The 19,364-nt window shown below is 65.4% G+C and carries 20 protein-coding genes and 1 other RNA gene; 10 read left to right on the forward strand and 11 right to left on the reverse strand.

Going from position 1 to position 19,364, the window contains the following annotated elements:
- Positions 1–13: 13 nt before the first annotated feature.
- Positions 14–426: RNase P RNA component class A (rnpB, locus tag HV773_RS00105), an RNA gene on the forward strand.
- 82 nt (positions 427–508) lie between these two features.
- On the opposite strand, the gene HV773_RS00110 is transcribed toward rnpB, so the two are convergent.
- Positions 509–931: an OsmC family protein gene (locus HV773_RS00110; protein WP_129561195.1), complete on the reverse strand. Its 423-nt coding sequence runs from the start codon at positions 929–931 to the stop codon at positions 509–511.
- Between the two features lie 722 nt (positions 932–1,653).
- On the opposite strand from HV773_RS00110, the gene rplM reads away from it, so the two are divergent.
- From rplM to erpA, 3 genes are all read left to right on the forward strand, one after another.
- The gene (gene rplM, locus HV773_RS00115) at positions 1,654–2,082 is read left to right on the forward strand and encodes a 50S ribosomal protein L13 (RefSeq protein WP_027795838.1); all 429 of its coding nucleotides are present in this window, start codon (positions 1,654–1,656) and stop codon (positions 2,080–2,082) included.
- A gap of 11 nt (positions 2,083–2,093) precedes the next feature.
- A complete protein-coding gene (gene rpsI, locus HV773_RS00120; protein ID WP_028216172.1) occupies positions 2,094–2,486 on the forward strand; it encodes a 30S ribosomal protein S9 in 393 nt (130 codons plus the stop codon).
- Positions 2,487–2,694: 208 nt separating this feature from the next.
- A complete protein-coding gene (gene erpA, locus HV773_RS00125) occupies positions 2,695–3,060 on the forward strand; it encodes an iron-sulfur cluster insertion protein ErpA (protein ID WP_129561196.1) in 366 nt (121 codons plus the stop codon).
- Between the two features lie 81 nt (positions 3,061–3,141).
- On the opposite strand, the gene HV773_RS00130 is transcribed toward erpA, so the two are convergent.
- The gene (locus HV773_RS00130) at positions 3,142–4,290 is read right to left on the reverse strand and encodes an anhydro-N-acetylmuramic acid kinase (protein WP_129561197.1); all 1,149 of its coding nucleotides are present in this window, start codon (positions 4,288–4,290) and stop codon (positions 3,142–3,144) included.
- A gap of 262 nt (positions 4,291–4,552) precedes the next feature.
- On the opposite strand from HV773_RS00130, the gene HV773_RS00135 reads away from it, so the two are divergent.
- The 5 genes from HV773_RS00135 to HV773_RS00155 all read left to right on the forward strand — a co-directional run bounded on the left by HV773_RS00135 (position 4,553) and on the right by HV773_RS00155 (position 8,839).
- A complete protein-coding gene (locus HV773_RS00135; RefSeq protein ID WP_129561198.1) occupies positions 4,553–4,846 on the forward strand; it encodes a HigA family addiction module antitoxin in 294 nt (97 codons plus the stop codon).
- 126 nt (positions 4,847–4,972) lie between these two features.
- Positions 4,973–6,226, forward strand: coding sequence for a tyrosine--tRNA ligase (tyrS, locus tag HV773_RS00140; RefSeq protein ID WP_129561199.1), 1,254 nt, complete (start codon positions 4,973–4,975; stop codon positions 6,224–6,226).
- A gap of 34 nt (positions 6,227–6,260) precedes the next feature.
- Complete coding sequence (dtd, locus tag HV773_RS00145) at positions 6,261–6,719, forward strand: D-aminoacyl-tRNA deacylase (protein ID WP_129561200.1); 459 nt, start codon at positions 6,261–6,263, stop codon at positions 6,717–6,719.
- A 16-nt stretch (positions 6,720–6,735) separates the two neighbouring features.
- Complete coding sequence (locus tag HV773_RS00150) at positions 6,736–7,407, forward strand: histidine phosphatase family protein (RefSeq protein ID WP_129561201.1); 672 nt, start codon at positions 6,736–6,738, stop codon at positions 7,405–7,407.
- 286 nt (positions 7,408–7,693) lie between these two features.
- Positions 7,694–8,839: a branched-chain amino acid ABC transporter substrate-binding protein gene (locus HV773_RS00155; protein WP_129561202.1), complete on the forward strand. Its 1,146-nt coding sequence runs from the start codon at positions 7,694–7,696 to the stop codon at positions 8,837–8,839.
- 103 nt (positions 8,840–8,942) lie between these two features.
- Here HV773_RS00155 and HV773_RS00160 read toward each other — a convergent pair whose 3' ends face one another.
- The 9 genes from HV773_RS00160 to HV773_RS00200 all read right to left on the reverse strand — a co-directional run bounded on the left by HV773_RS00160 (position 8,943) and on the right by HV773_RS00200 (position 18,504).
- Complete coding sequence (locus HV773_RS00160) at positions 8,943–9,887, reverse strand: oxygenase MpaB family protein (RefSeq protein WP_129561203.1); 945 nt, start codon at positions 9,885–9,887, stop codon at positions 8,943–8,945.
- 52 nt (positions 9,888–9,939) lie between these two features.
- The gene (ruvB, locus tag HV773_RS00165) at positions 9,940–11,016 is read right to left on the reverse strand and encodes a Holliday junction branch migration DNA helicase RuvB (RefSeq protein ID WP_129561204.1); all 1,077 of its coding nucleotides are present in this window, start codon (positions 11,014–11,016) and stop codon (positions 9,940–9,942) included.
- A gap of 52 nt (positions 11,017–11,068) precedes the next feature.
- Positions 11,069–11,650 carry a Holliday junction branch migration protein RuvA gene (ruvA, locus tag HV773_RS00170; protein ID WP_129561205.1) on the reverse strand — a complete coding sequence of 194 codons (582 nt, stop codon included), beginning with the start codon at positions 11,648–11,650 and terminating at the stop codon, positions 11,069–11,071.
- 93 nt (positions 11,651–11,743) lie between these two features.
- Complete coding sequence (gene ruvC / locus HV773_RS00175) at positions 11,744–12,286, reverse strand: crossover junction endodeoxyribonuclease RuvC (RefSeq protein ID WP_129561206.1); 543 nt, start codon at positions 12,284–12,286, stop codon at positions 11,744–11,746.
- Between the two features lie 190 nt (positions 12,287–12,476).
- Positions 12,477–14,042 (reverse strand): bifunctional phosphoribosylaminoimidazolecarboxamide formyltransferase/IMP cyclohydrolase, encoded by a 1,566-nt coding sequence (purH, locus tag HV773_RS00180; RefSeq protein ID WP_129561207.1) that lies wholly within the window; start codon positions 14,040–14,042, stop codon positions 12,477–12,479.
- Between the two features lie 89 nt (positions 14,043–14,131).
- Complete coding sequence (locus HV773_RS00185) at positions 14,132–14,365, reverse strand: Fis family transcriptional regulator (protein WP_129561208.1); 234 nt, start codon at positions 14,363–14,365, stop codon at positions 14,132–14,134.
- The gene (dusB, locus tag HV773_RS00190) at positions 14,362–15,426 is read right to left on the reverse strand and encodes a tRNA dihydrouridine synthase DusB (RefSeq protein WP_129563270.1); all 1,065 of its coding nucleotides are present in this window, start codon (positions 15,424–15,426) and stop codon (positions 14,362–14,364) included. Before dusB ends, HV773_RS00185 begins: the two co-directional genes overlap by 4 nt.
- Positions 15,427–15,654: 228 nt before the next feature.
- The gene (locus HV773_RS00195) at positions 15,655–16,983 is read right to left on the reverse strand and encodes a UbiH/UbiF/VisC/COQ6 family ubiquinone biosynthesis hydroxylase (RefSeq protein ID WP_129561209.1); all 1,329 of its coding nucleotides are present in this window, start codon (positions 16,981–16,983) and stop codon (positions 15,655–15,657) included.
- A 42-nt stretch (positions 16,984–17,025) separates the two neighbouring features.
- Complete coding sequence (locus HV773_RS00200) at positions 17,026–18,504, reverse strand: aminopeptidase P N-terminal domain-containing protein (protein WP_129561210.1); 1,479 nt, start codon at positions 18,502–18,504, stop codon at positions 17,026–17,028.
- Positions 18,505–18,698: 194 nt separating this feature from the next.
- Here HV773_RS00200 and HV773_RS00205 point away from each other — a divergent pair, with 194 nt between their 5' ends.
- A complete protein-coding gene (locus HV773_RS00205) occupies positions 18,699–19,310 on the forward strand; it encodes a glutathione S-transferase (protein WP_129561211.1) in 612 nt (203 codons plus the stop codon).
- The last annotated feature ends 54 nt before the right edge of the window (positions 19,311–19,364 follow it).

Here is a 19,364-nt window from a genome sequence, read left to right on the forward strand (position 1 = left end):
TATCGCGCCTCGCAAAGCAGGCTAGGCAGTCGCGGCCCCGGAGGTTTCGATCGAAGGGGGCGAGGAAAGTCCGGACTCCACAGGGCAGGGTGATGGCTAACGGCCATCCGTGGCGACACGCGGAACAGGGCAACAGAGAACAGACCGCCGATGGCCCGATTTCGGTCGGGATCAGGTAAGGGTGAAACGGTGCGGTAAGAGCGCACCGCGTCTGCGGCGACGTAGACGGCACGGTAACCTCCACCCGGAGCAATTCCAAGTAGGCAGGCGCGCATCTTCGAGATGCAGGATGGGGCCCCCGTCTCGTCTGCGGGTAGGAAGCTTGAGCGCGTCAGCAATGGCGCGTCTAGAGGAATGGCTGCCACGCGCGGCGCGTCTTCGGATGCGGCGCGTGCACAGAATCCGGCTTATCGGCCTGCTTTGCTGCTTCATTCATGCAAAAAGCCGGCGCGGTTCATCGAAGAACCGCGCCGGCTTTTTCTTTTGCCGCCGATTTTTGCCGCAGATCTTAGGCTGCGACGATCTCGAACGAGTGCGTGATTTCGGCCGTCTTGCCGATCATGATCGACGCCGAGCAGTACTTGTCGTGCGAAAGATTGATCGCGCGCTCGACGGTGGCCGGGTTCAGGTTCTTGCCGGTCACGATGAAGTGGAAATGGATCTTCGTGAAGACCTTGGGGTCTTCGCTCGCGCGCTCGGCCTTCAGCGTCACGTTGCAGCCGGTAACTTCCTGGCGGCTCTTCTTCAGAATCAGGACCACGTCGTAGGCCGTGCAGCCGCCCGTGCCGAGCAGCACCATTTCCATCGGGCGCGGCGCGAGATTGTGGCCGCCGCCTTCCGGCGCGCCGTCCATGTTGACGAGATGGCCGCTACCCGTTTCGGCTGCGAACGCCATGCCATCCTGACCCATCCAGCTTACTTTGCATTCCATGCGTTTGCCCCTGCGCAAAATTCTCGATTCAGCCGGCATTGTAGCCCGGCCCTACTGGTATGTCCGGGAGGACGGGGCACATGAGAGTCATCCACCCTGCTTGAATGTTGCGGTGCGACATCTTAGAAACAAGTCAGATTTCCCTCGTGCAATTAGGGGTTTTGCTCTAGTCGATGCATGCCGTTCGTGGCGAGGGAATTTGTAGGTGATTGATTTATATGGATAATGTGAAATTTTGTGTGCCGCATTTTCGTTTTACATTATGGTTTGTGTTTTCATGATGCAAATTCTCTTGCGCCGCACAAGGCCGATCCGTATAATTTGTCTCGTTGGTTGTCGTGCTTCACGACACCTCAGCATGTCTCCTCCACCCTCCTCCAAAGAGTGGATTAAGCCCGAACAACGCGTTCGGGCTTTTTTTATTTCTCGCGGCCCAGCGAGCCGTTACGGGGCTTTGCAGCCAATCGCTGTGCTGTGCGGGCAAATTGATGACGAAAAGCGCGCAAATCGCTGCATGACGGTGGACCGCGTCCGCGCCTGAAGTCAAAAACTTGGCTCCAACGAATTTTTTCCTTTATAATCGCGGGTTTCCCGCACTCGTGTCCGCGGGAGAACGGGTTTCCCGCAAGGAAGCCCGACCAGGGAGAGCCTGCGCCGACGCCAACGAGCGTCACTACACAAGCAGGACCGAATCAGGGCACAGCATATTTTTTGGATCGATCATGAAGACTTTTTCCGCCAAGGCACATGAAGTGCAGCGCGAATGGTACGTGATTGACGCGACGGATAAGGTTCTCGGCCGTGTCGCCAGCGAAGTGGCACGCCGTCTTCGCGGCAAACACAAGCCTGAGTTCACCCCGCACGTCGACACTGGTGATTTCATCATCATTATCAACGCCGGCAAGCTGAAGGTCACGGGCAACAAGACCACCGACAAGAAGTACTACCGTCACTCGGGCTACCCGGGCGGTATCTACGAAACCACGTTCGGCAAGATGCAAGAGCGCTTCCCGGGCCGTGCGCTCGAGAAGGCCGTTAAGGGCATGCTGCCCAAGGGCCCGCTCGGCTACGCGATGATCAAGAAGCTGAAGGTCTACGCAGACGCAACGCACCCGCACTCGGCACAACAGCCGAAAGCGCTCGAGATCTAAGGGGAGCCCACATGATCGGTAACTGGAATTACGGTACGGGCCGCCGCAAGAGCGCCGTCGCTCGTGTCTTCATCAAGTCGGGCAAGGGCGACATCATCGTCAATGGCAAGCCCATCGCCGACTACTTCTCGCGCGAAACGTCGCTCATGATCGTGCGTCAGCCGCTGGAACTCACGAACCACGCCACGACGTTCGACATCAAGGTGAACGTGAACGGCGGCGGCGAAACCGGCCAGGCCGGCGCAGTTCGCCACGGCATCACGCGCGCGCTGATGGACTACGACGCAACGCTCAAGCCGGCACTGTCGCAAGCTGGCTTTGTGACCCGCGATGCACGTGAAGTGGAACGTAAGAAGGTCGGTTTCCACAAGGCACGTCGCCGCAAGCAGTTCTCGAAGCGTTAATTTTGCGCTTCGGCGCGGTGCTCTTCACGGAGCGCTGCGCTGCTGCAAAAGCCGTCCGCGCTCATGCGCCGGGCGGCTTTTTCGTTTGATGGACACCCTATATGCGCGGCCGCAAAAAAGTGGCGAGAAACCCTTGATTTCGTGGGTTTCAGCACGAACTGCGGAAGAGCCCTACAATAGCGGATAGAAGTTTTTTTGGAGAGTTCGAATGAACGCTGTCACCGAGACCCCCGTGACTGAAATGCCCGCTCCCTTCGTCTTTACCGACGCAGCGGCTGACAAGGTCAAGCAACTGATCGACGAGGAAGGCAATCCGGAGCTGAAGCTGCGTGTGTTCGTGCAGGGCGGCGGCTGTTCGGGCTTCCAGTACGGATTCACGTTCGACGAAGCCGTCAACGAAGACGACACCGTGATGAACAAGAACGGCGTCCAGTTGCTGATCGACTCGATGAGCTACCAGTACCTCATCGGCGCCGAGATCGACTACAAGGACGATCTGAACGGCGCGCAGTTCGTCATCAAGAATCCGAACGCCTCGACCACTTGCGGTTGCGGCTCGTCGTTCTCGGTTTGAGCGGACACGTCAGGCAGTGAAAAACGGGGCATCAAGCCCCGTTTTTCGTTTCACCGCCCGGATGTTCATTGCGTTGGCTTTTTATCTCGGATAAATCGCACCCAGCACGCGTTCGCCCGCCGCGCCCGTCACGGCCGGCAGATTGCCCGGCTCGCGCGCGACGCAGCGCATCGCGAGCCACGCGAAGGCGAGCGGCTCCACCTGCTGCGGCGGCACGCCCAGCGCCTCGGTCGTCGTGACCGGCACGCCGGCTACGCCGCCGGTCTCCAGCGCCTTTTGCAGCGCGCCCATCAATGCCTTGTTGCGCGCACCGCCGCCGCACACATAAACGGCCCGGCAATCCCCCGCATGACGCTCGATTTCGCGCGCGACGCTCACCGCCGTGAGCGCGACGAGTGTGGCCTGCACGTCGGCCGGCGCGAGCGATTCGAAGCCCGTCAGTTTTTGATCGAGCCACTGCGCGTTGAAAAGATCGCGCCCCGTGCTCTTGGGCGGCTGCTGTTCGAAGAACGGTTCGTCGAGCAGCACGTTCAGCAGCGGCTGATGCAGCGTGCCGCTCGCCGCGAACTGGCCGTTGTCGTCGTAGGGCTTGCCCAGATGCCGCTCGGCCCACAGGTCGAGCAGCGCGTTGGCCGGCCCGCAGTCGAAGCCGCGCACCGCGCCTGTCGACGAGAGCACCGTGATGTTGCTGATGCCGCCGAGATTGCAGACCACACGTGTTTCGTCGAGCGAGCCGAACAATGTCGCGTGAAACGCCGGCACGAGCGGCGCGCCCTGGCCGCCCGAGGCGACGTCGCGGCTGCGGAAGTCGGCGATCACGTCGATGTGCGCAAGCTCCGCGAGCAGCGCGGGATTCTGGATCTGCACCGTGAAGCCCTTTTCGGGCCGATGACGGACGGTCTGGCCGTGGGTGCCGATGGCGCGCACCTCGTCGGAGGTGAGATTGCCCGAGCGCAGCAGTTCGTGGCAGCAGACCGCATAGCGCGCCGCGAGCGCATTGCCCGCGAGCGCGGCACGCACGATCTCGTTGTCGCCGGGCTGCTGGAGCGAAAAGAGCGCTTCGCGCAGGCCCTGCGCGAAGCCCACGAAGGCCTCGGCGAGCACCACCGGCCGCTTGCCATGCTCGAATCGCACGGCGATGCCGTCCACGCCGTCCATGCTGGTGCCGGACATCAGGCCGAAATACACGCCGTCGGCTGGGTATGCGCTGTCTTTGCGTGCGGGCGCCACGTTGCTGCTCCTTTCATGAGTGCGTGGAAGGGGTTTTGACGGTGATTATCGGGGCAATGGCTATTGAGCGTAAGCCGGAGGGCTGAATTGAGCCGCACTCGCTTTTCATGGGGCGCTGTACCACCTTGATCAAGCCACAAGCATCTCGCGTATTACCCCCGTCATGAGGCTATACGCTATACATGGCAAAGGCGCCCATGCCGTGCTCGTCGACTATCACGACTGCCACTGAGGTTTATCGAACGTGAAGGACACCATTCGCATGCGTAACCCGCCGCATCCCGGCGAGACACTGCGCGAGGACATCCTGCCGGAGCTTGGCCTGACCGTGACCGAGGCCGCCGCGCAGCTTGGCGTGACGCGCGTGGCGCTGTCGCGCGTGCTCAACGGGCGCGCCGGCATCTCGCCGGAGATGGCGCTGCGCCTGGAAGCGTGGCTCGGCGAAGAAAACGGCGCGCGCGCCGACCTATGGCTCGCGCAGCAAGCCGCCTACGACCTTTGGCAGGCGCGCGCTAAAGGCCTGCCGCACGTGCAGCCGGCCGTCGCGCGTGCCTAAGTGTGCCTGGGCGTGCCCGAAGTACGCCGCGCAACGCCGCTGAATGCGCGCGTGAGTTCGCAAATCTCGGACCGGCGAGTCGAATCACGTAAAATCGCGGTCTAAACCCAACGAAACGATCGAAGCATGAGCACCGAGTCCACTCCAAACAGCGGCGCCAAAGACGCCTTTCCGGTCACCGACGAAGTCCGTCACGCGCTTGCCGTCACCAAACGCGGCGTCGACGAACTGCTGATCGAAGAAGAATTCCAGCAGAAGCTTGCCCGCAGCGCCGCCACGGGCAAGCCGCTGCGCATCAAGCTCGGCCTCGATCCGACCGCGCCCGATATCCACATCGGCCACACGGTCGTGCTCAACAAGATGCGCCAGCTTCAGGATCTCGGCCACACTGTGATCTTCCTGATCGGCGACTTCACCTCGCTGATCGGCGACCCGTCGGGCCGCAATGCTACGCGCCCGCCGCTCACGCGCGAGCAGATCGAGTCGAACGCGAAAACGTACTTCGAGCAGGCCGCGCTCGTGCTCGACCGCGAGAAGACCGAGATCCGCTACAACAGCGAATGGTCGATGCCGCTCGGCGCCGACGGCATGATCAAGCTCGCGTCGCGCTACACGGTCGCGCGCATTCTCGAGCGCGAGGACTTCACCAAGCGCTTCCAGGGCGGCGTGCCCATCTCGATCCACGAATTCCTCTACCCGCTGATGCAGGGCTACGACTCGGTCGCGCTCAATGCGGATCTGGAACTCGGCGGCACGGACCAGAAGTTCAACTTGCTCGTGGGCCGCGAACTGCAAAAGCAGTACGGCCAGGAACAGCAGTGCATTCTCACGATGCCGCTGCTCGAAGGCCTCGACGGCGTCGAGAAGATGTCGAAGTCGAAGAACAACTACGTTGGCATCAGCGAAAAGCCCAACGACATGTTCGGCAAGCTGATGTCGATTTCGGACACGATGATGTGGCGTTACTTCACGCTGCTCTCGTTCCGTCCGATGGACGAAATCGAAGGCTTCAAGCGTGAAATCGAAGCGGGCCGCAACCCGCGCGACTTCAAGGTGCTGCTCGCGCAGGAAATCGTCGCGCGCTTCCACTCGCAAGGCGACGCCGAGCGCGCGCTCGAAGACTTCAACCACCGTGCGAAGGGCGGTGTGCCCGACGATATCCCGTCGGTCACGCTCGCGGGCGCGCCGCTCGCCATCGGCCAACTGCTCAAGCAGGCGGGGCTCGTGCCGTCCACGAGCGAGGCGCTGCGCAATATCGAGCAGGGCGGCGTGAAGATCGACGGCGCCACCGTGTCCGACAAGGGCCTGAAGGTCGAAGCGGGCGAGTTCGTCGTGCAGGTGGGCAAGCGCCGCTTCGCGCGCGTGACGCTGACCGCGTGATGACGATTCGCGTTTTGGACGCGGAGCGCACGCGATGATCGCGCTGATTCAACGCGTGCGCCGTGCCGAAGTCCGCGTGGACGAACGCGTGACCGGCGCGATCGGCCAGGGCCTGCTCGCGCTCGTGTGCGCGGAGCGCGGCGACACCGAAGCGAACGCCGACAAGCTGCTCGCTAAGCTGCTGGGCTACCGCGTGTTCAGCGACGCCGCGGGCAAGATGAATCTGCCGGTGCAGAACATCGACGGCAACGGTGCAGCGGGCGGCCTTTTGCTGGTTTCGCAGTTCACCCTTGCCGCCGATACCAACAGCGGCCTGCGCCCGAGCTTCACGCCCGCCGCGCCGCCCGACGAAGGGCGGCGTCTGTTCGACTACTTCGTTGCTGCCGCGCGCGAAAAGCACCCCACGGTCGAGACCGGCGAGTTCGGCGCCGACATGCAGGTCTCGCTCGTCAATGACGGGCCCGTCACGTTCTGGCTGCAAGTGCGCAATTAAAAGTGCGCAATTCATCATGACCACGCAGATTCTCTTTATCCGCCACGGCGAAACCGCCTGGAACCGCATCAAGCGCATCCAGGGGCACATCGACATTCCGCTCGCCGAGAGCGGCGTCGAGCAGGCTCAATTGCTCGCAGCGCGTTGCGCGAACGAAGCACGCGACGGTGTGCGCCTCGATGCGATCTGGTCGAGCGACCTGATGCGCGCGCAACAAACGGCTCAGCCCATCGCCGATGCGCTTGGACTGCAGTTGCAGCTCAACGAAGGCCTGCGCGAGCGTAACTATGGCGCGTTCCAGGGTCACGACAGCGACCAGATCGCCGAGCGCTTTCCCGACGAATACGCGCACTGGCAAACGCGCGACCCCGGTTTTTCGCCGCCCGAGGGCGAGTCGCAGCGCGTGTTCTACCACCGCGTGCTGCACGCGCTCGAGCCGATCCTCGCGAAGCATCCCGAGGGGCGCATTGCCTGCGTCGCGCATGGCGGCGTGCTCGATTGCATCTATCGTTTCGCGAACGGTCTCGCGCTCGACGCGCCGCGCGCGTGGCCGTTGCTCAACACGAGCGTGAACGTCGTCGATTTCGAGCGCGACGGTGCGGCGACGCACGCGCGCGTGCTCGCGTGGGGCGACGTCACGCACCTGCCCAGCCCAAGCGACGACGACAGCTTCAAGCGTTCCTCCTGAGCAAACCGCTGAACCTTCACGAGGTTCGCTGCGCCGGTCGTCTCCCGACCGGCGCACCTCCCGCATGCTGCGTTCGCAGCGGACGTCAAGTCTCTTACCTGCCGCTTTCAATGGCTTTCCAAAGGCCAACCGCAAAGCGGAAGCGCCTGATACCATTTGCCAGACCATTGCGCCTTGCCGTGCGTTGAAGAGGATGCGCGCACCCCATGTATGCGGTGTTGGCGAGGCCAGGGTCGCAGACGAAAAAACGAAGAGCAGTTTCAAGAACAACCGCAGGAGATTTTTAATGACGTTCAAGCTTCACAAGCTGTTGCCGGTGAGCGCCGCTGTCATGGCGTTCGCTGCACTGTCGGCCAATGCTTCCGCTGACCAGGTCGTCAAGATCGGTCACGTCGGCCCGCTCACGGGCGGCTCGGCGCACCTCGGCAAGGACAACGAAAACGGCGCGCGTCTCGCCATCGAAGAGATCAACGCCAAGGGCCTCACGATCGGCGGCCAGAAGGTCACGCTCGCGCTCGACGGCCAGGACGACGGCGCCGACCCGCGCCAGGCGACCCAGGTTGCGCAGAAGCTCGTCGACGACAAGGTCGTGGCCGTGATCGGCCACCTGAACTCGGGCGCGTCGATTCCCGCCTCGAAGATCTATAGCGACGCGGGCATCGTGCAGATCTCGCCCTCGTCGACGAACCCGACCTACACGCAGCAGGGCTTCAAGACCACCTATCGCGTGGTCGCGACCGACGCGCAGCAAGGTCCCGCGCTGGCCAACTACGCAGCGAAAAGCCTGAACGTGAAAACCGTGGCCGTGGTCGACGATTCGACCGCCTACGGCCAGGGCCTCGCGAACGAGTTTGAGAAGACCGCGAAGTCGCTCGGCATGAAGGTCGTCTCGCACGATGCGACCAACGACAAGGCCGTCGATTTCCGCGCGATTCTCACCAAGATCAAGGGCGAGAACCCCGACGCGATCATGTACGGCGGTATGGACGCCACCGGCGGCCCGTTCGCCAAGCAGGCGCGCCAGCTCGGCTTGCGCGCGAAGGTGCTGGCCGGCGACGGCGTCTGCACGGAAAGCCTCGGGCAGCTCGCGGGCACGGCGGCCGACAACATCGTCTGCTCGCAGGCCGGCATGGCGCTCGAGCGCATGGAAGGCGGCGCGGCGTTCTCGGCGAAGTACCAGAAGCGCTTTGGCCACCCGGTTGAATACGATGCGCCGTTCACCTATGACGCGGTGTATATCGTCGTCGACGCGATGAAGCGTGCGAACTCGACCGACCCGGCAAAGGTCCTCGCGCAGATCCCGGGCACCGACTACAAGGGCGTGATTGGCGAGACGGTGTTCGATTCGAAGGGCGACCTCAAGCACGGCGTGATCTCGCTCTACAACTACAAGGCGGGCAAGAAGTCGCTGCTCGACGTGGTGAAGATGTAAGCAGCGCCCGGTCCTCGACCGGATGATGTTTCCGATGAAGCGGCCAGCCTGCGCAAGCAGCCTGGCCGTTTTTCGTTGCGTGCGAGAAAGAGGCGAGCGGGGCTCAGGGCGCCGATGGCGCAGCAGCGCGTCGGCGCGCGCGCTTCGATACGCCGTTGACGAGCGCCCAGCGCAGCACGGGCGCGACCGCGCGCATGCCCGGCTGAACCATCGCGCGGCGGGCGAGCGCGAAGCGGTCGAAGCCGAGCATCTGCTGGGCGAACGGCGGCAACAGGTCGATGCCCGCATGGCGCAGCAACGCGCCCGCGGGGCGCATCGCCGGGCGCGGCACCGGCACCTCCATCAGTACGCGCACGACTTCGCGCGTACGCTCGCTGGCGACGAGCTCGGGTTGCATCGCTTGCAGATAGGCGGCGACTTCGGCGCGCGAGCGCGGCACCCCGGTCGCGCCCAGCAACTGCGCGATGAGCGCGACTTCCGCGTAGTACTGGTCCTGCGCCTCGCCGGGCAACGCGGGATTCACGTAGCGCAGATAGGCGGCCAGAAAGCTCGATACCTCGGCCACGTGCACCCACGTGAGCAGCGCAGGGTCGCTCGCGCGATACGCGCGGCCATCGGGCGCGGTGCCTGTCACCGCGAGGTGGATTTTCTTCACGCGCTCGATGAGCGCGAGCGCGTCGGCGCGGCTGCCGTAGGTGGTGCCGGCGATGAAGGTTGCGGTACGGCGCAACCGGCCGAGAATGTCGCTGCGAAACGTCGAGTGATCCCACACGCCCGCGAGCGCGAGCGGGTGCAGCGCCTGCAGCAGTAATGCGCTGATGCCGCCTGCCATCATCGCGGCGAAGTCGGCATGCACTTTCCAGCAGATGGCGTTGGGGCCGAACAGGCCGGGGTCGCCGGGCGGCGACGAGTAGTCGAGCTTCGGGCCGCTGCCCGTGGTGAGGTGCGTGACGTTTTCGGCGAGCGTCATGCGCAGGCGCTGCGCAATCTGGCCGACGAAGCCAGTCGGCTCGGGAGCGTTGGGAGGGCGGCCGGCGTGATCGGACATCGTGCTCTCGCTTGCTTGTGCCGCTGTGCGTCTGGTTGCGCCTTGCCGCGCCTTACGGCGCGTCCGGGCTCCAGTCGCCGCCCGTCGATGCGTCGTCGGGCACGATCAGGCCGAAGTGCCGGTAGGTGAGCTGCGTGGCCACGCGTCCGCGCGGCGTGCGCTGCAGGAAGCCTTGCTGGATCAGGTACGGCTCCAGCACGTCCTCGATCGTGTCGCGCTCCTCGCCGATAGCCGCCGCGAGGTTGTCCACGCCCACCGGGCCGCCGTCGAACTTGTGCAGGATCGCTTCGAGCAGCTTGCGGTCCATCAGGTCGAAGCCCACGGGATCGACGTCGAGCATCTTGAGCGCGGCGTCGGCCACTTGCGAGGTGATCGTGCCGTCGGCTTTCACTTCGGCGTAGTCGCGCACGCGGCGCAGCAGGCGGTTCGCAATACGCGGCGTGCCACGCGAGCGGCGCGCGATTTCGAGCGCGCCGTCAGGGTGAATATGCGCGCCGAGCAGTGCGGACGAGCGCTGCACGATGCGCGAGAGTTCGCTCGCGTTATAGAACTCGAGCCGCGAGACGATGCCGAAGCGGTCGCGCAGCGGGTTCGTGAGCATGCCCGCGCGCGTGGTCGCGCCCACCAGCGTGAACGGTTGCAGGTCGAGCTTCACGCTGCGCGCGGCCGGCCCTTCGCCGATCATGATGTCGATCTGATAGTCCTCGAGCGCCGGATACAGAATTTCCTCGACGACCGGCGAGAGCCGGTGGATTTCGTCGATGAACAGCACGTCGTTGGCTTCGAGGTTGGTGAGCAGCGCGGCAAGGTCACCCGCGCGTTCGAGCACGGGGCCCGAGGTCTGCCGCAGATTGACCCCCATTTCGCGCGCGATGATGTGCGCGAGCGTGGTCTTGCCGAGGCCCGGCGGCCCGAACAGCAGCACGTGGTCGAGCGGCTCCGAGCGGCGTTTGGCGGCCTCGATGAAGATTTCGAGCTGGCCGCGCACCTTTTCCTGGCCGACGTATTCGTCGAGCTGGCGCGGGCGCAACGCGCGCTCGAACGCCTCCTCTTTGGACGAGGCCGGCGTGGCGGCGATCACGCGGTTTTCGCCCGCACGGTCTGCGGCGAGTTTGTCGGTTTCGATCATGCAGCGATTGTACCGCGCGTCACGCACGCATCGCGCCGCTACCCGGCGGCCGTCACGCCTTCGAGAGCACCTTCAGCGCGAGTTTGATGCCTTCGGAGACGCCCGTGCCGGCCGGCACGTTCTTGATGGCGGCGAGCGCTTCCTTCTCCGAATAGCCGAGCGCGAGCAGCGCGTTGAGGATGTCGTTCGCGTGGTCCGAGGGCGATGCCGCCGCAGCCATCGCGCCCAGATCCGCGCCGAACTTGCCCTTGAGTTCGAGCAGCAGACGCTCGGCGGTCTTCTTGCCGATGCCGGGCACGCGCGTGAGGCGCGCCGAGTCCTGCAGCGTGATGGCCTTCGAGAGATCTTGGACGCTCATGCCCGACAGAATCGCCAGTGCCATGCGCGCGCCGATGCCAGTGATCTTGAGCAGTTCGCGAAACGTCGTGCGCTCCTCGATGGTGCCGAAGCCGAACAGCAGATGCGCGTCCTCGCGCACGATCATCTGCGTGAGCAGCACGACCTTTTCGCCGCTGCCGGGCAGGTTGTAGAACGTGCTCATCGGCACGTCGACTTCGTAGCCGACGCCGTTGCAGTCGATAAGCAGGTGCGGCGGGTTTTTTTCCAGCAATACGCCGGCAATGCGACCGATCATGGCGAGTTCAGTAAGGAGGGAAAGGGCAGAGTGTAGCGGAGCGCGCTGTTGCGCGGCGCGCTTCCCGGGAACATTGGCCTTGCGGCCAGGCGCTTATCCGATCAAGCGTCCGCGCCGCACGCGCACGCCCTTTTTCGCGAGCGTGGGCGCAATGCCGCCGAGCGTCGCGAGCGTGTCGCCGCTGTGCGCGTGGCAGATCGCCATGCCGAGCGCGTCGGCGGCGTCGGTGCCGGGCGTCCCCGTGAGCGCGAGCAGGCGCACGACCATCTGCTGCATCTGCTCCTTGGTCGCGCGGCCATAGCCCACCACGGCCTGTTTCAGTTGCAGCGCGGTGTATTCGGCCACCGGCACGCCGCCGGAGACGAGCCCGCAGATGGCTGCGCCGCGCGCCTGGCCGAGCAGCAGCGTCGATTGCGGATTGACGTTGACGAAGACCTTTTCGATGGCGGCCTGGTCGGGCGCGTGCTGGCGGATCAGCGTGGAGACGCCTTCGAAGATGGTGCCGAGGCGCGTGGGCAGATCGGCATCGGCGGTGCGGATGACGCCGCTTGCAACATACGTGAGCTGATGGCCGTGACGCTCGATCACGCCGAAGCCGGTCACGCGCAAGCCGGGGTCGATGCCGAGAATTCTCATGAAATGCGGGGGTGCCTTGGGGTGTGCCTTGGATTGTGCCTGCGATGGTACAACGAACGGCACAGCGGCCGCGAGCGTCGAGTCGCCGTGTGCAAGGCGCGCAAGGCAAAGAAAAAGCCCGCGGAACGCGCGTCCGGCGGGCTTTGCAGCGAGGCGGCGACGCGTGCGCGCCGCGCGCCGCACGCGAGGATCAGTGACGGAAGTGGCGGATGCCCGTCATCACCATGGCGATGTTGTGCTCGTCGGCGGCGGCGATCACTTCGTCGTCGCGCATCGAGCCGCCCGGCTGGATCACGCAGGTCGCGCCCGCATTGACCACCACGTCGAGGCCGTCACGGAACGGGAAGAACGCATCCGACGCCACCGCCGTGCCCGCGAGCTTAAGCCCCGCGTTCTCGGCCTTGATGCTGGCGATGCGCGCCGAGTCCACTCGGCTCATCTGGCCCGCGCCCACGCCCATCGTCATGCCGTTGGCGCAGAACACGATTGCGTTGGACTTTACGAACTTCGCGACGCGCCATGCGAACATCAGATCGTCCATTTCCTTCGGCGTCGGGTGGCGCTTGGTCACCACGCGCAGCTCGTGCGGCTGCACGTTCTTCGCGTCGAGCGATTGCACCAGCAGGCCGCCGCCCACGCGCTTGAAATCGAATGCGTTATGGCCATCGCCCAACGCGATTTCGAGCAGACGCACATTCTGCTTCGCGGCGAACACGGCCTTGGCGGCTGCCGAGAACGACGGGGCGATCAGCACTTCGACGAACTGCTTCGAGACCGCTTGCGCCGCGGCTTCGTCCACTTCGCGATTGAACGCGATGATGCCGCCGAACGCCGAGGTCGGGTCGGTCTGGAACGCCTTCGAATACGCTTCGAGCGCGTCCGCGCCCACGGCCACACCGCACGGATTCGCGTGCTTGATGATCACGCAGGCCGGCGCGTCGAAGGTCTTCACGCATTCCCACGCGGCGTCCGAGTCGGCGATGTTGTTGTACGAGAGCTCCTTGCCCTGGATCTGCGTGTAGTTCGCGAGCGCGCCGGCGCCGGCTTGCAGGTCGCGGTAGAACGCTGCGCTCTGGTGCGGGTTTTCGCCGTAGCGCAGGTCCTGGACCTTGTCGAACGCGAGGTTCAGCACGGCCGGGTAGGTGTTGCGCGATTTGTGCTCGAGCGCTTCGGTGAGGCTCGTGAGGTAGTTCGTGATCGCGCCGTCGTACTGCGCCGTGTGCGAGAACACCTTGGTCGCGAGGCGGAAGTTGGTGGCGTAGCTCACGGCGTTGCCGTTCGCGCGCATTTCTTCCAGCACCTTCGCGTAGTCGGCCGGATCGACCACGACAGTCACGTCGCGGTGGTTCTTCGCCGCCGAGCGCAGCATGGTCGGGCCGCCGATGTCGATGTTCTCGATCGCGTCTTCGAGCGAGCACTCTTCCTTCGAGATCGTCTGGACGAACGGGTAGAGGTTCACCACCAGCAGGTCGATCGTCGGGATGTCGTGCTTTTCGAGCGCGGCCATGTGCTCGGGCAGATCGCGGCGCGCGAGAATGCCGCCGTGGACCTTCGGGTGCAGCGTCTTCACGCGCCCATCGAGCATTTCCGGGAAGCCGGTGTAGTCGGCCACTTCGGTGACGTTGAGGCCTGCGTCCGCGAGCAGTTTCGCGGTGCCGCCGGTCGACAGGATCTTGACGCCGAGGTCCGACAGCGATTTCGCGAAATCGACGATGCCAGCCTTGTCGGAAACGGAGATGAGCGCTTGCTTGATCATGATGGGGGAGAGGTTGCCGAGGGATCGAGGAGTCCGCGCCGGAAGTCCAGAACCGTCCGTGGAGCAGTGACGGTCGTTACAGCGGTCCGTTACAGCAGGCCGTGCTGCTGGAGCTTCTTGCGCAGCGTGTTGCGGTTGATGCCGAGATACTCGGCGGCCAGCGACTGATTGCCGCCTGCCTGCTCGAGCACCACCTCGAGCATCGGTTTTTCGACGCAGGCCATCACCATTTCGTAGACGCCGTGCGGATTGCTGCCGTCGAGATCCTGGAAATAAATCCCCAGACTCTCGCGGACGGATTGTTCGATATTGTGCTTGCTCATGCTGCCAGTCGATCGGTGGGTTCGCGCTCGCCGTCTGCATCGGTTTCGTCGTCGACGTAGACGAGGCGCTCGGAAACGGCCTTTTGCTCGTCGAAGAACTGGTTGACGGCGGCGAGTTGGTCGCGCGTGGTGTCCAGCGTGTTCATGCGATGCCGGAACGTATTGGCGCCGCAAAGGCCGCGAGTGTACCAGCCGATATGCTTGCGCGCAGTACGCACGCCCGTAAACTCGCCATAAAACGCGTAGTGGTCTTCGAGGTGCTCGTTCATGATCGCCTGGATCTCGTCCACGCGCGGGGGCGGCAGCAGCTCGCCGGTCGCGAGGAAATGCTCGATCTCGCGAAACAGCCACGGGCGCCCCTGCGCCGCGCGGCCGATCATGATGGCGTCGGCGCCCGTGAAGGCGAGCACGTCGCGTGCTTTCTGCGGCTTCGTGATGTCGCCGTTGGCGACCACCGGAATGCGCGCGGCGGCCTTCACGGCCGCAATCGTTTCGTACTCCGCTTCGCCGTGATAGAGGTCGGCGCGCGTGCGTCCGTGCATGGTGACCATGGCAATGCCGCTGTCCTCCGCGATGCGCGCAATGGTGAGCGCGTTGCGGTGCTCGCGGTCCCAGCCGGTGCGGATCTTGAGCGTGACGGGCACGGCGTCGGGGCCGATGCCCACGGCGTCCACCACGGCCTTCACGATGCGCGCGACGAGCGGCTCGTTTTGCAGCAGCGCGGAGCCGGCCGCCACGTTGCAGACCTTCTTGGCCGGGCAGCCCATGTTGATGTCGATGATCTGCGCGCCGTTTGCGACGTTATAGCGCGCCGCTTCGGCCATCATCTCCGGGTCCGCGCCGGCGATCTGCACGGCGATGGGCTCGACCTCGCCCGCGTGATTGGCGCGGCGCATGGTCTTCTCGCTCTTCCAGAGCTGCGCGTTGGACGCGACCATCTCCGAAACTGCATAGCCCGCGCCCAGCCGCTTGCACAACTGACGGAACGGCCGGTCCGTGACGCCCGCCATGGGGGCGACGAACAGGTTGTTGCGCAGGGTGTGGCGGCCAATTGTGAACATGATGCACGGACGAAAGCGGCAGCGCGCCCGGCTGGCTTCGATGGACGTCGAAGGCATCGGCGCGGCTGCGGCTCGAAAAGGGGAAACGCGTATTTTAGCGTTAACGAGATGGGCGGTCTCGGCTTGCGGACCCTGGTGTTGTTCTGGCGGAGGGCGCCAGGGTTCGGTTGTCGTGCCTTGATGTGTAAGGCGATTCGACCCTTTCAGGGCGGATGCTGATCCGTCACCTCAATTCCGCTGCCCGAACATCATCTGCCGCGCGAGCGCCGTCTTGACCGGCGGCGCGAGTTCGAGCGCCGTGAGCGCGAGGCCGCGCAGCGTTGCGAGCGGCGCGAAGTCGATCGTGAACAGGCGCGCGAGCGTGTCCGTCGCGCCGATCGTCATGCGGCGGTCGAACGCGCGGCGGCCCGCGAAGTCGGCGAGCGCGTGCGGCGTGGCGCCGTGCTGGGCGAGGGCGTCAGCAAGCGCGTGGGCGTCGCGCAAGCCTAGATTCAGGCCCTGGCCGGCTACCGGATGCAGCGTTTGCGCCGCGTTGCCCACAGCCGCGATGCGGTTGTTGCCGCTGACCAGCGTGTCGAGTGCGTTCAGGCCGAGCGCAAACGCCGCGCGGCCGTGGATCTGCGTGAAACGGCCCATCCGCGTGCCGAAGGCGGTGCCGAGCGCGGCGAGGAAATCGGTGTCGGAAAGCTGGGCGCGGCGCTCGGCTTCGGCCGGCGACGAGCACCATACGAGCGCGTAGTCCGCGCCGCGCACGCCGCCGATCGGCAACAGCGCGATCGGGCCTTCGTTCGTGAAGCGCTCCCAGGCCACATGCGGCTGCGGCGCCGAAACCGTCACCACGCCGACCAGCGCGGTCTGGCCGTAGTCGCGGGTGCGCTTGTGCGAGTCCGGGGCCGCGGCGGTGGTGGAATCTGCCTGATCGGCCCCGCCAGAAGCATTGGCGGTTTCGTCTTGTTGGTCGTCTCGGTCCGTGTTGCCAAGCGGTGGCTTAAGCGCCGTCTGTGCGCGATAGAGCCCGCCTTCCGCGTTCACGAGAATGCGCGCGCGCAGCGTGCGCATGACGCCGGCGCTTTGCACGGGCAGCGTCACGCCGTCGTGCTCGACGACCGGCTCGTGCGCGTGCGTGTGGTGCAGCCAGTGCACGCGCGTGCCGCGCACCGCGTGCGCGAGCGACTGCACGATCGCGCCGTAGCGCGCGACATAGCCGAGCGCGGGCAGGTCGTAGTCGTGCCGGTCGATCAGCGTACGGCCGAAGTGGCCGCGCTGCGAGACGTGGATGCGTTCGATCGGCGTCGCGTCCTGCGGCCATGCGAGCGCCTGCAGCAGCGTGCGGCTGCCCTGGGAGACGGCGATGGCGCGCGGGTCCCCGGCGCTGTCGTCGGGCTCGCGCGCGTCGATCAACGCGACCGAGAGCGCCGCCGTCGCGCTGCGCCGCGCGAGCCAGCCGGCGAGCGCAAGCCCGACTGGCCCCGCGCCGACGATGATCACGTCATATTCGTTGGGCGCGCTTGTGGCTGTATTTGCGGCTGCGCTTGCGGGGGTGTTCGCTGCATTCATGTCGCTGCGTTCGCTTCAGATCGTTGGCTTTTGTATGTGCGCTCACGCGCCGGGGCGCGCGCCCTGCATCAACGCCTCGATTTCGTCTGCGGCCACGGGCACGTCGCGCGTGATCAGCTCGCAACCGGTGGTGGTCACGATGGCGTCGTCTTCGATGCGGATGCCGATGTCCCAGTAGCGCTCGGGCACGTCCTCGGCGGCGCGCACGTAGAGGCCGGGCTCGATCGTGAGCGTCATACCGGGCCGCAGCGTGCGCCACGGCGGCGCGACGGCGGCGCCGGCATTCGCGTCGCGGTCGTCGTGAACTCCGCGTTCGCCGCGTTCACGATAGTCGCCCGCGTCGTGCACGTCCATGCCGAGCCAATGCCCGGTGCGATGCATATAGAAGCGCGCATAGGCGCGCTCGGCGATCACGTCGTCGACGCTCGCGAAGCGCTGCTTGTCCACGATGCCGGTGTCGAGCAGCCCTTGCGCCAGCACGCGCACGGCGGCCTCGTGCGGCGCCTCGAAGTTCACGCCCGCGCGCGTGGCGTCGATGGCGGCCTGCTGCGCCGCGAGCACGATCTCGTAGAGCTCGCGCTGGGCGCTCGTGTAGCGCCCGCTCGCGGGAAAGGTGCGCGTGATGTCGGAGGCGTAGCCGTTCAGCTCGCACGCAGCGTCGATCAGGATCAGGTCGCCTTCGCGCACCACCGCGTTGCCGGCCGGATAGTGGAGCACGCAGGCGTTCGCGCCCGTCGCGACGATCGAGCCGTAGGCGGGCGCCTGTGCGCCATGCTTGCGGAACGTGTAAAGCAGCTCGGCTTCGAGCTCGTATTCACGCATGCCGGGGCGGCACGCCTGCATGGCGCGCACGTGCGCGAGCGCCGAAATTTTCGCGGCGCGGCGCATGGTGTCGAGCTCGTGCGTGTCTTTGACGATGCGCATGTCGTCGAGCAGCGGCACGAGGTCGTGCGCGGCGGCCGGCGCGGCAACGCCGCCGCGCGACTGCGCGCGCACGGCGTCGATCCAGCGCTTGACCTGCGCATCGAAGCGCTCCGAGGCTGCGAGCGCGTAATGGAGCGCCGGGCGATCGGCGATCAGGCGCGGCACCTGGGTGTCGATATCGTCGACGGCAAACGCGGCGTCGAAGCCGAACGCCTCGCGCGCGCCGTCGGGCCCGAAGCGAAAGCCTTCCCACGTTTCGCGCTCGACGTTCTTCGCGCGGCAGAACAGGATCGTGGCGGGCTGGTTCTCGCCCGCGCTCGCGTCGAGCACGAGCAGCGCCTCGGGCTCGGTGAAGCCGGTGAGGTAATAGAAGTAGCTGTCGTGCCGATACGGATATTCGGTGTCGCGGTTGCGCGCCGCCTCGGGCGCGGTGGGCACCAGCGCCACGCCGCCGCCTTTGGCGCGCAGCGCGGCGAGCACGCGCTCGCGGCGCGCGCGGTACAGCGCTGCGCCGCCGTCGGGGCCGCGCGGTGCATCGGCTGCGGCGCCAGGAGTGGCCGCAGCGGCCGAGGTGCTTTCCGTGAGGTTCGTGTCCATCGTGCGATTGTAGCGCCTGCGTAGTAGGGCCTGTGAGGGCCTGTGCAGCACGCGCATCGGCGGGGTGGCGCGCGTGCGCTGTTGCATCGAGCCGACAACACGGATCGGAGAAATCTGCTGCTGAAGAAGGCGACCCGTCAGAATCAGGGCATTCCAACGTATACTTTCGCCGGATTCCAGAAAAGGCAGGTGTGATGAAACTTATCGGTTCGCTCGGCAGCCCGTATGTCCGCAAGGCGCGGATCATGCTCGCCGAAAAGAAAATCGACTACAAGCTGGTGCTTGAAAACGTGTGGGGCGCCGAGACGGCGATTCACGATTTCAACCCGCTCGGCAAGGTGCCGTGTCTCGTGATGGAGGACGGCGAAGCGGTGTTCGATTCGCGCGTGATCTGCGAATACGTCGACATGCTCTCGCCGGTCGGCAAATTGATTCCGCAGGGCGGGCGCGAGCGGGTGGAGGTGCGGTGCTGGGAGGCGCTCGCCGACGGCATGCTCGACGCCGCCGTGCTGATCCGCGTGGAGGGCACGCAGCGCGAGCCCGAGCAGCGCAGCGAGGCGTGGGTCGCGCGCCAGCAGCGCAAGATTCGCGAGGGCTTGAACGCGATGGCCAAGGGGCTCGCGGGCAATGCATGGTGCGCGGGCAACCGCTACACGCTCGCCGACATCGCGGTGGGTTGCGCGCTCGGCTATCTCGACTTCCGCATGCCGGAGCTCGACTGGCGCGAGCCACATCCGAATCTCGCGCGACACTTCGAAAAGCTCATGCAGCGGCCGTCGTTCGCCGATACCGTGCCGCAGGCATAAAACATGTCATGACGCAGGACGCGCGCACGCCGCAATGGCGTTGCGCGCGCAACC

The organism is Paraburkholderia caffeinitolerans (genome assembly GCF_902859945.1).
Classification (GTDB): domain Bacteria; phylum Pseudomonadota; class Gammaproteobacteria; order Burkholderiales; family Burkholderiaceae; genus Paraburkholderia; species Paraburkholderia caffeinitolerans.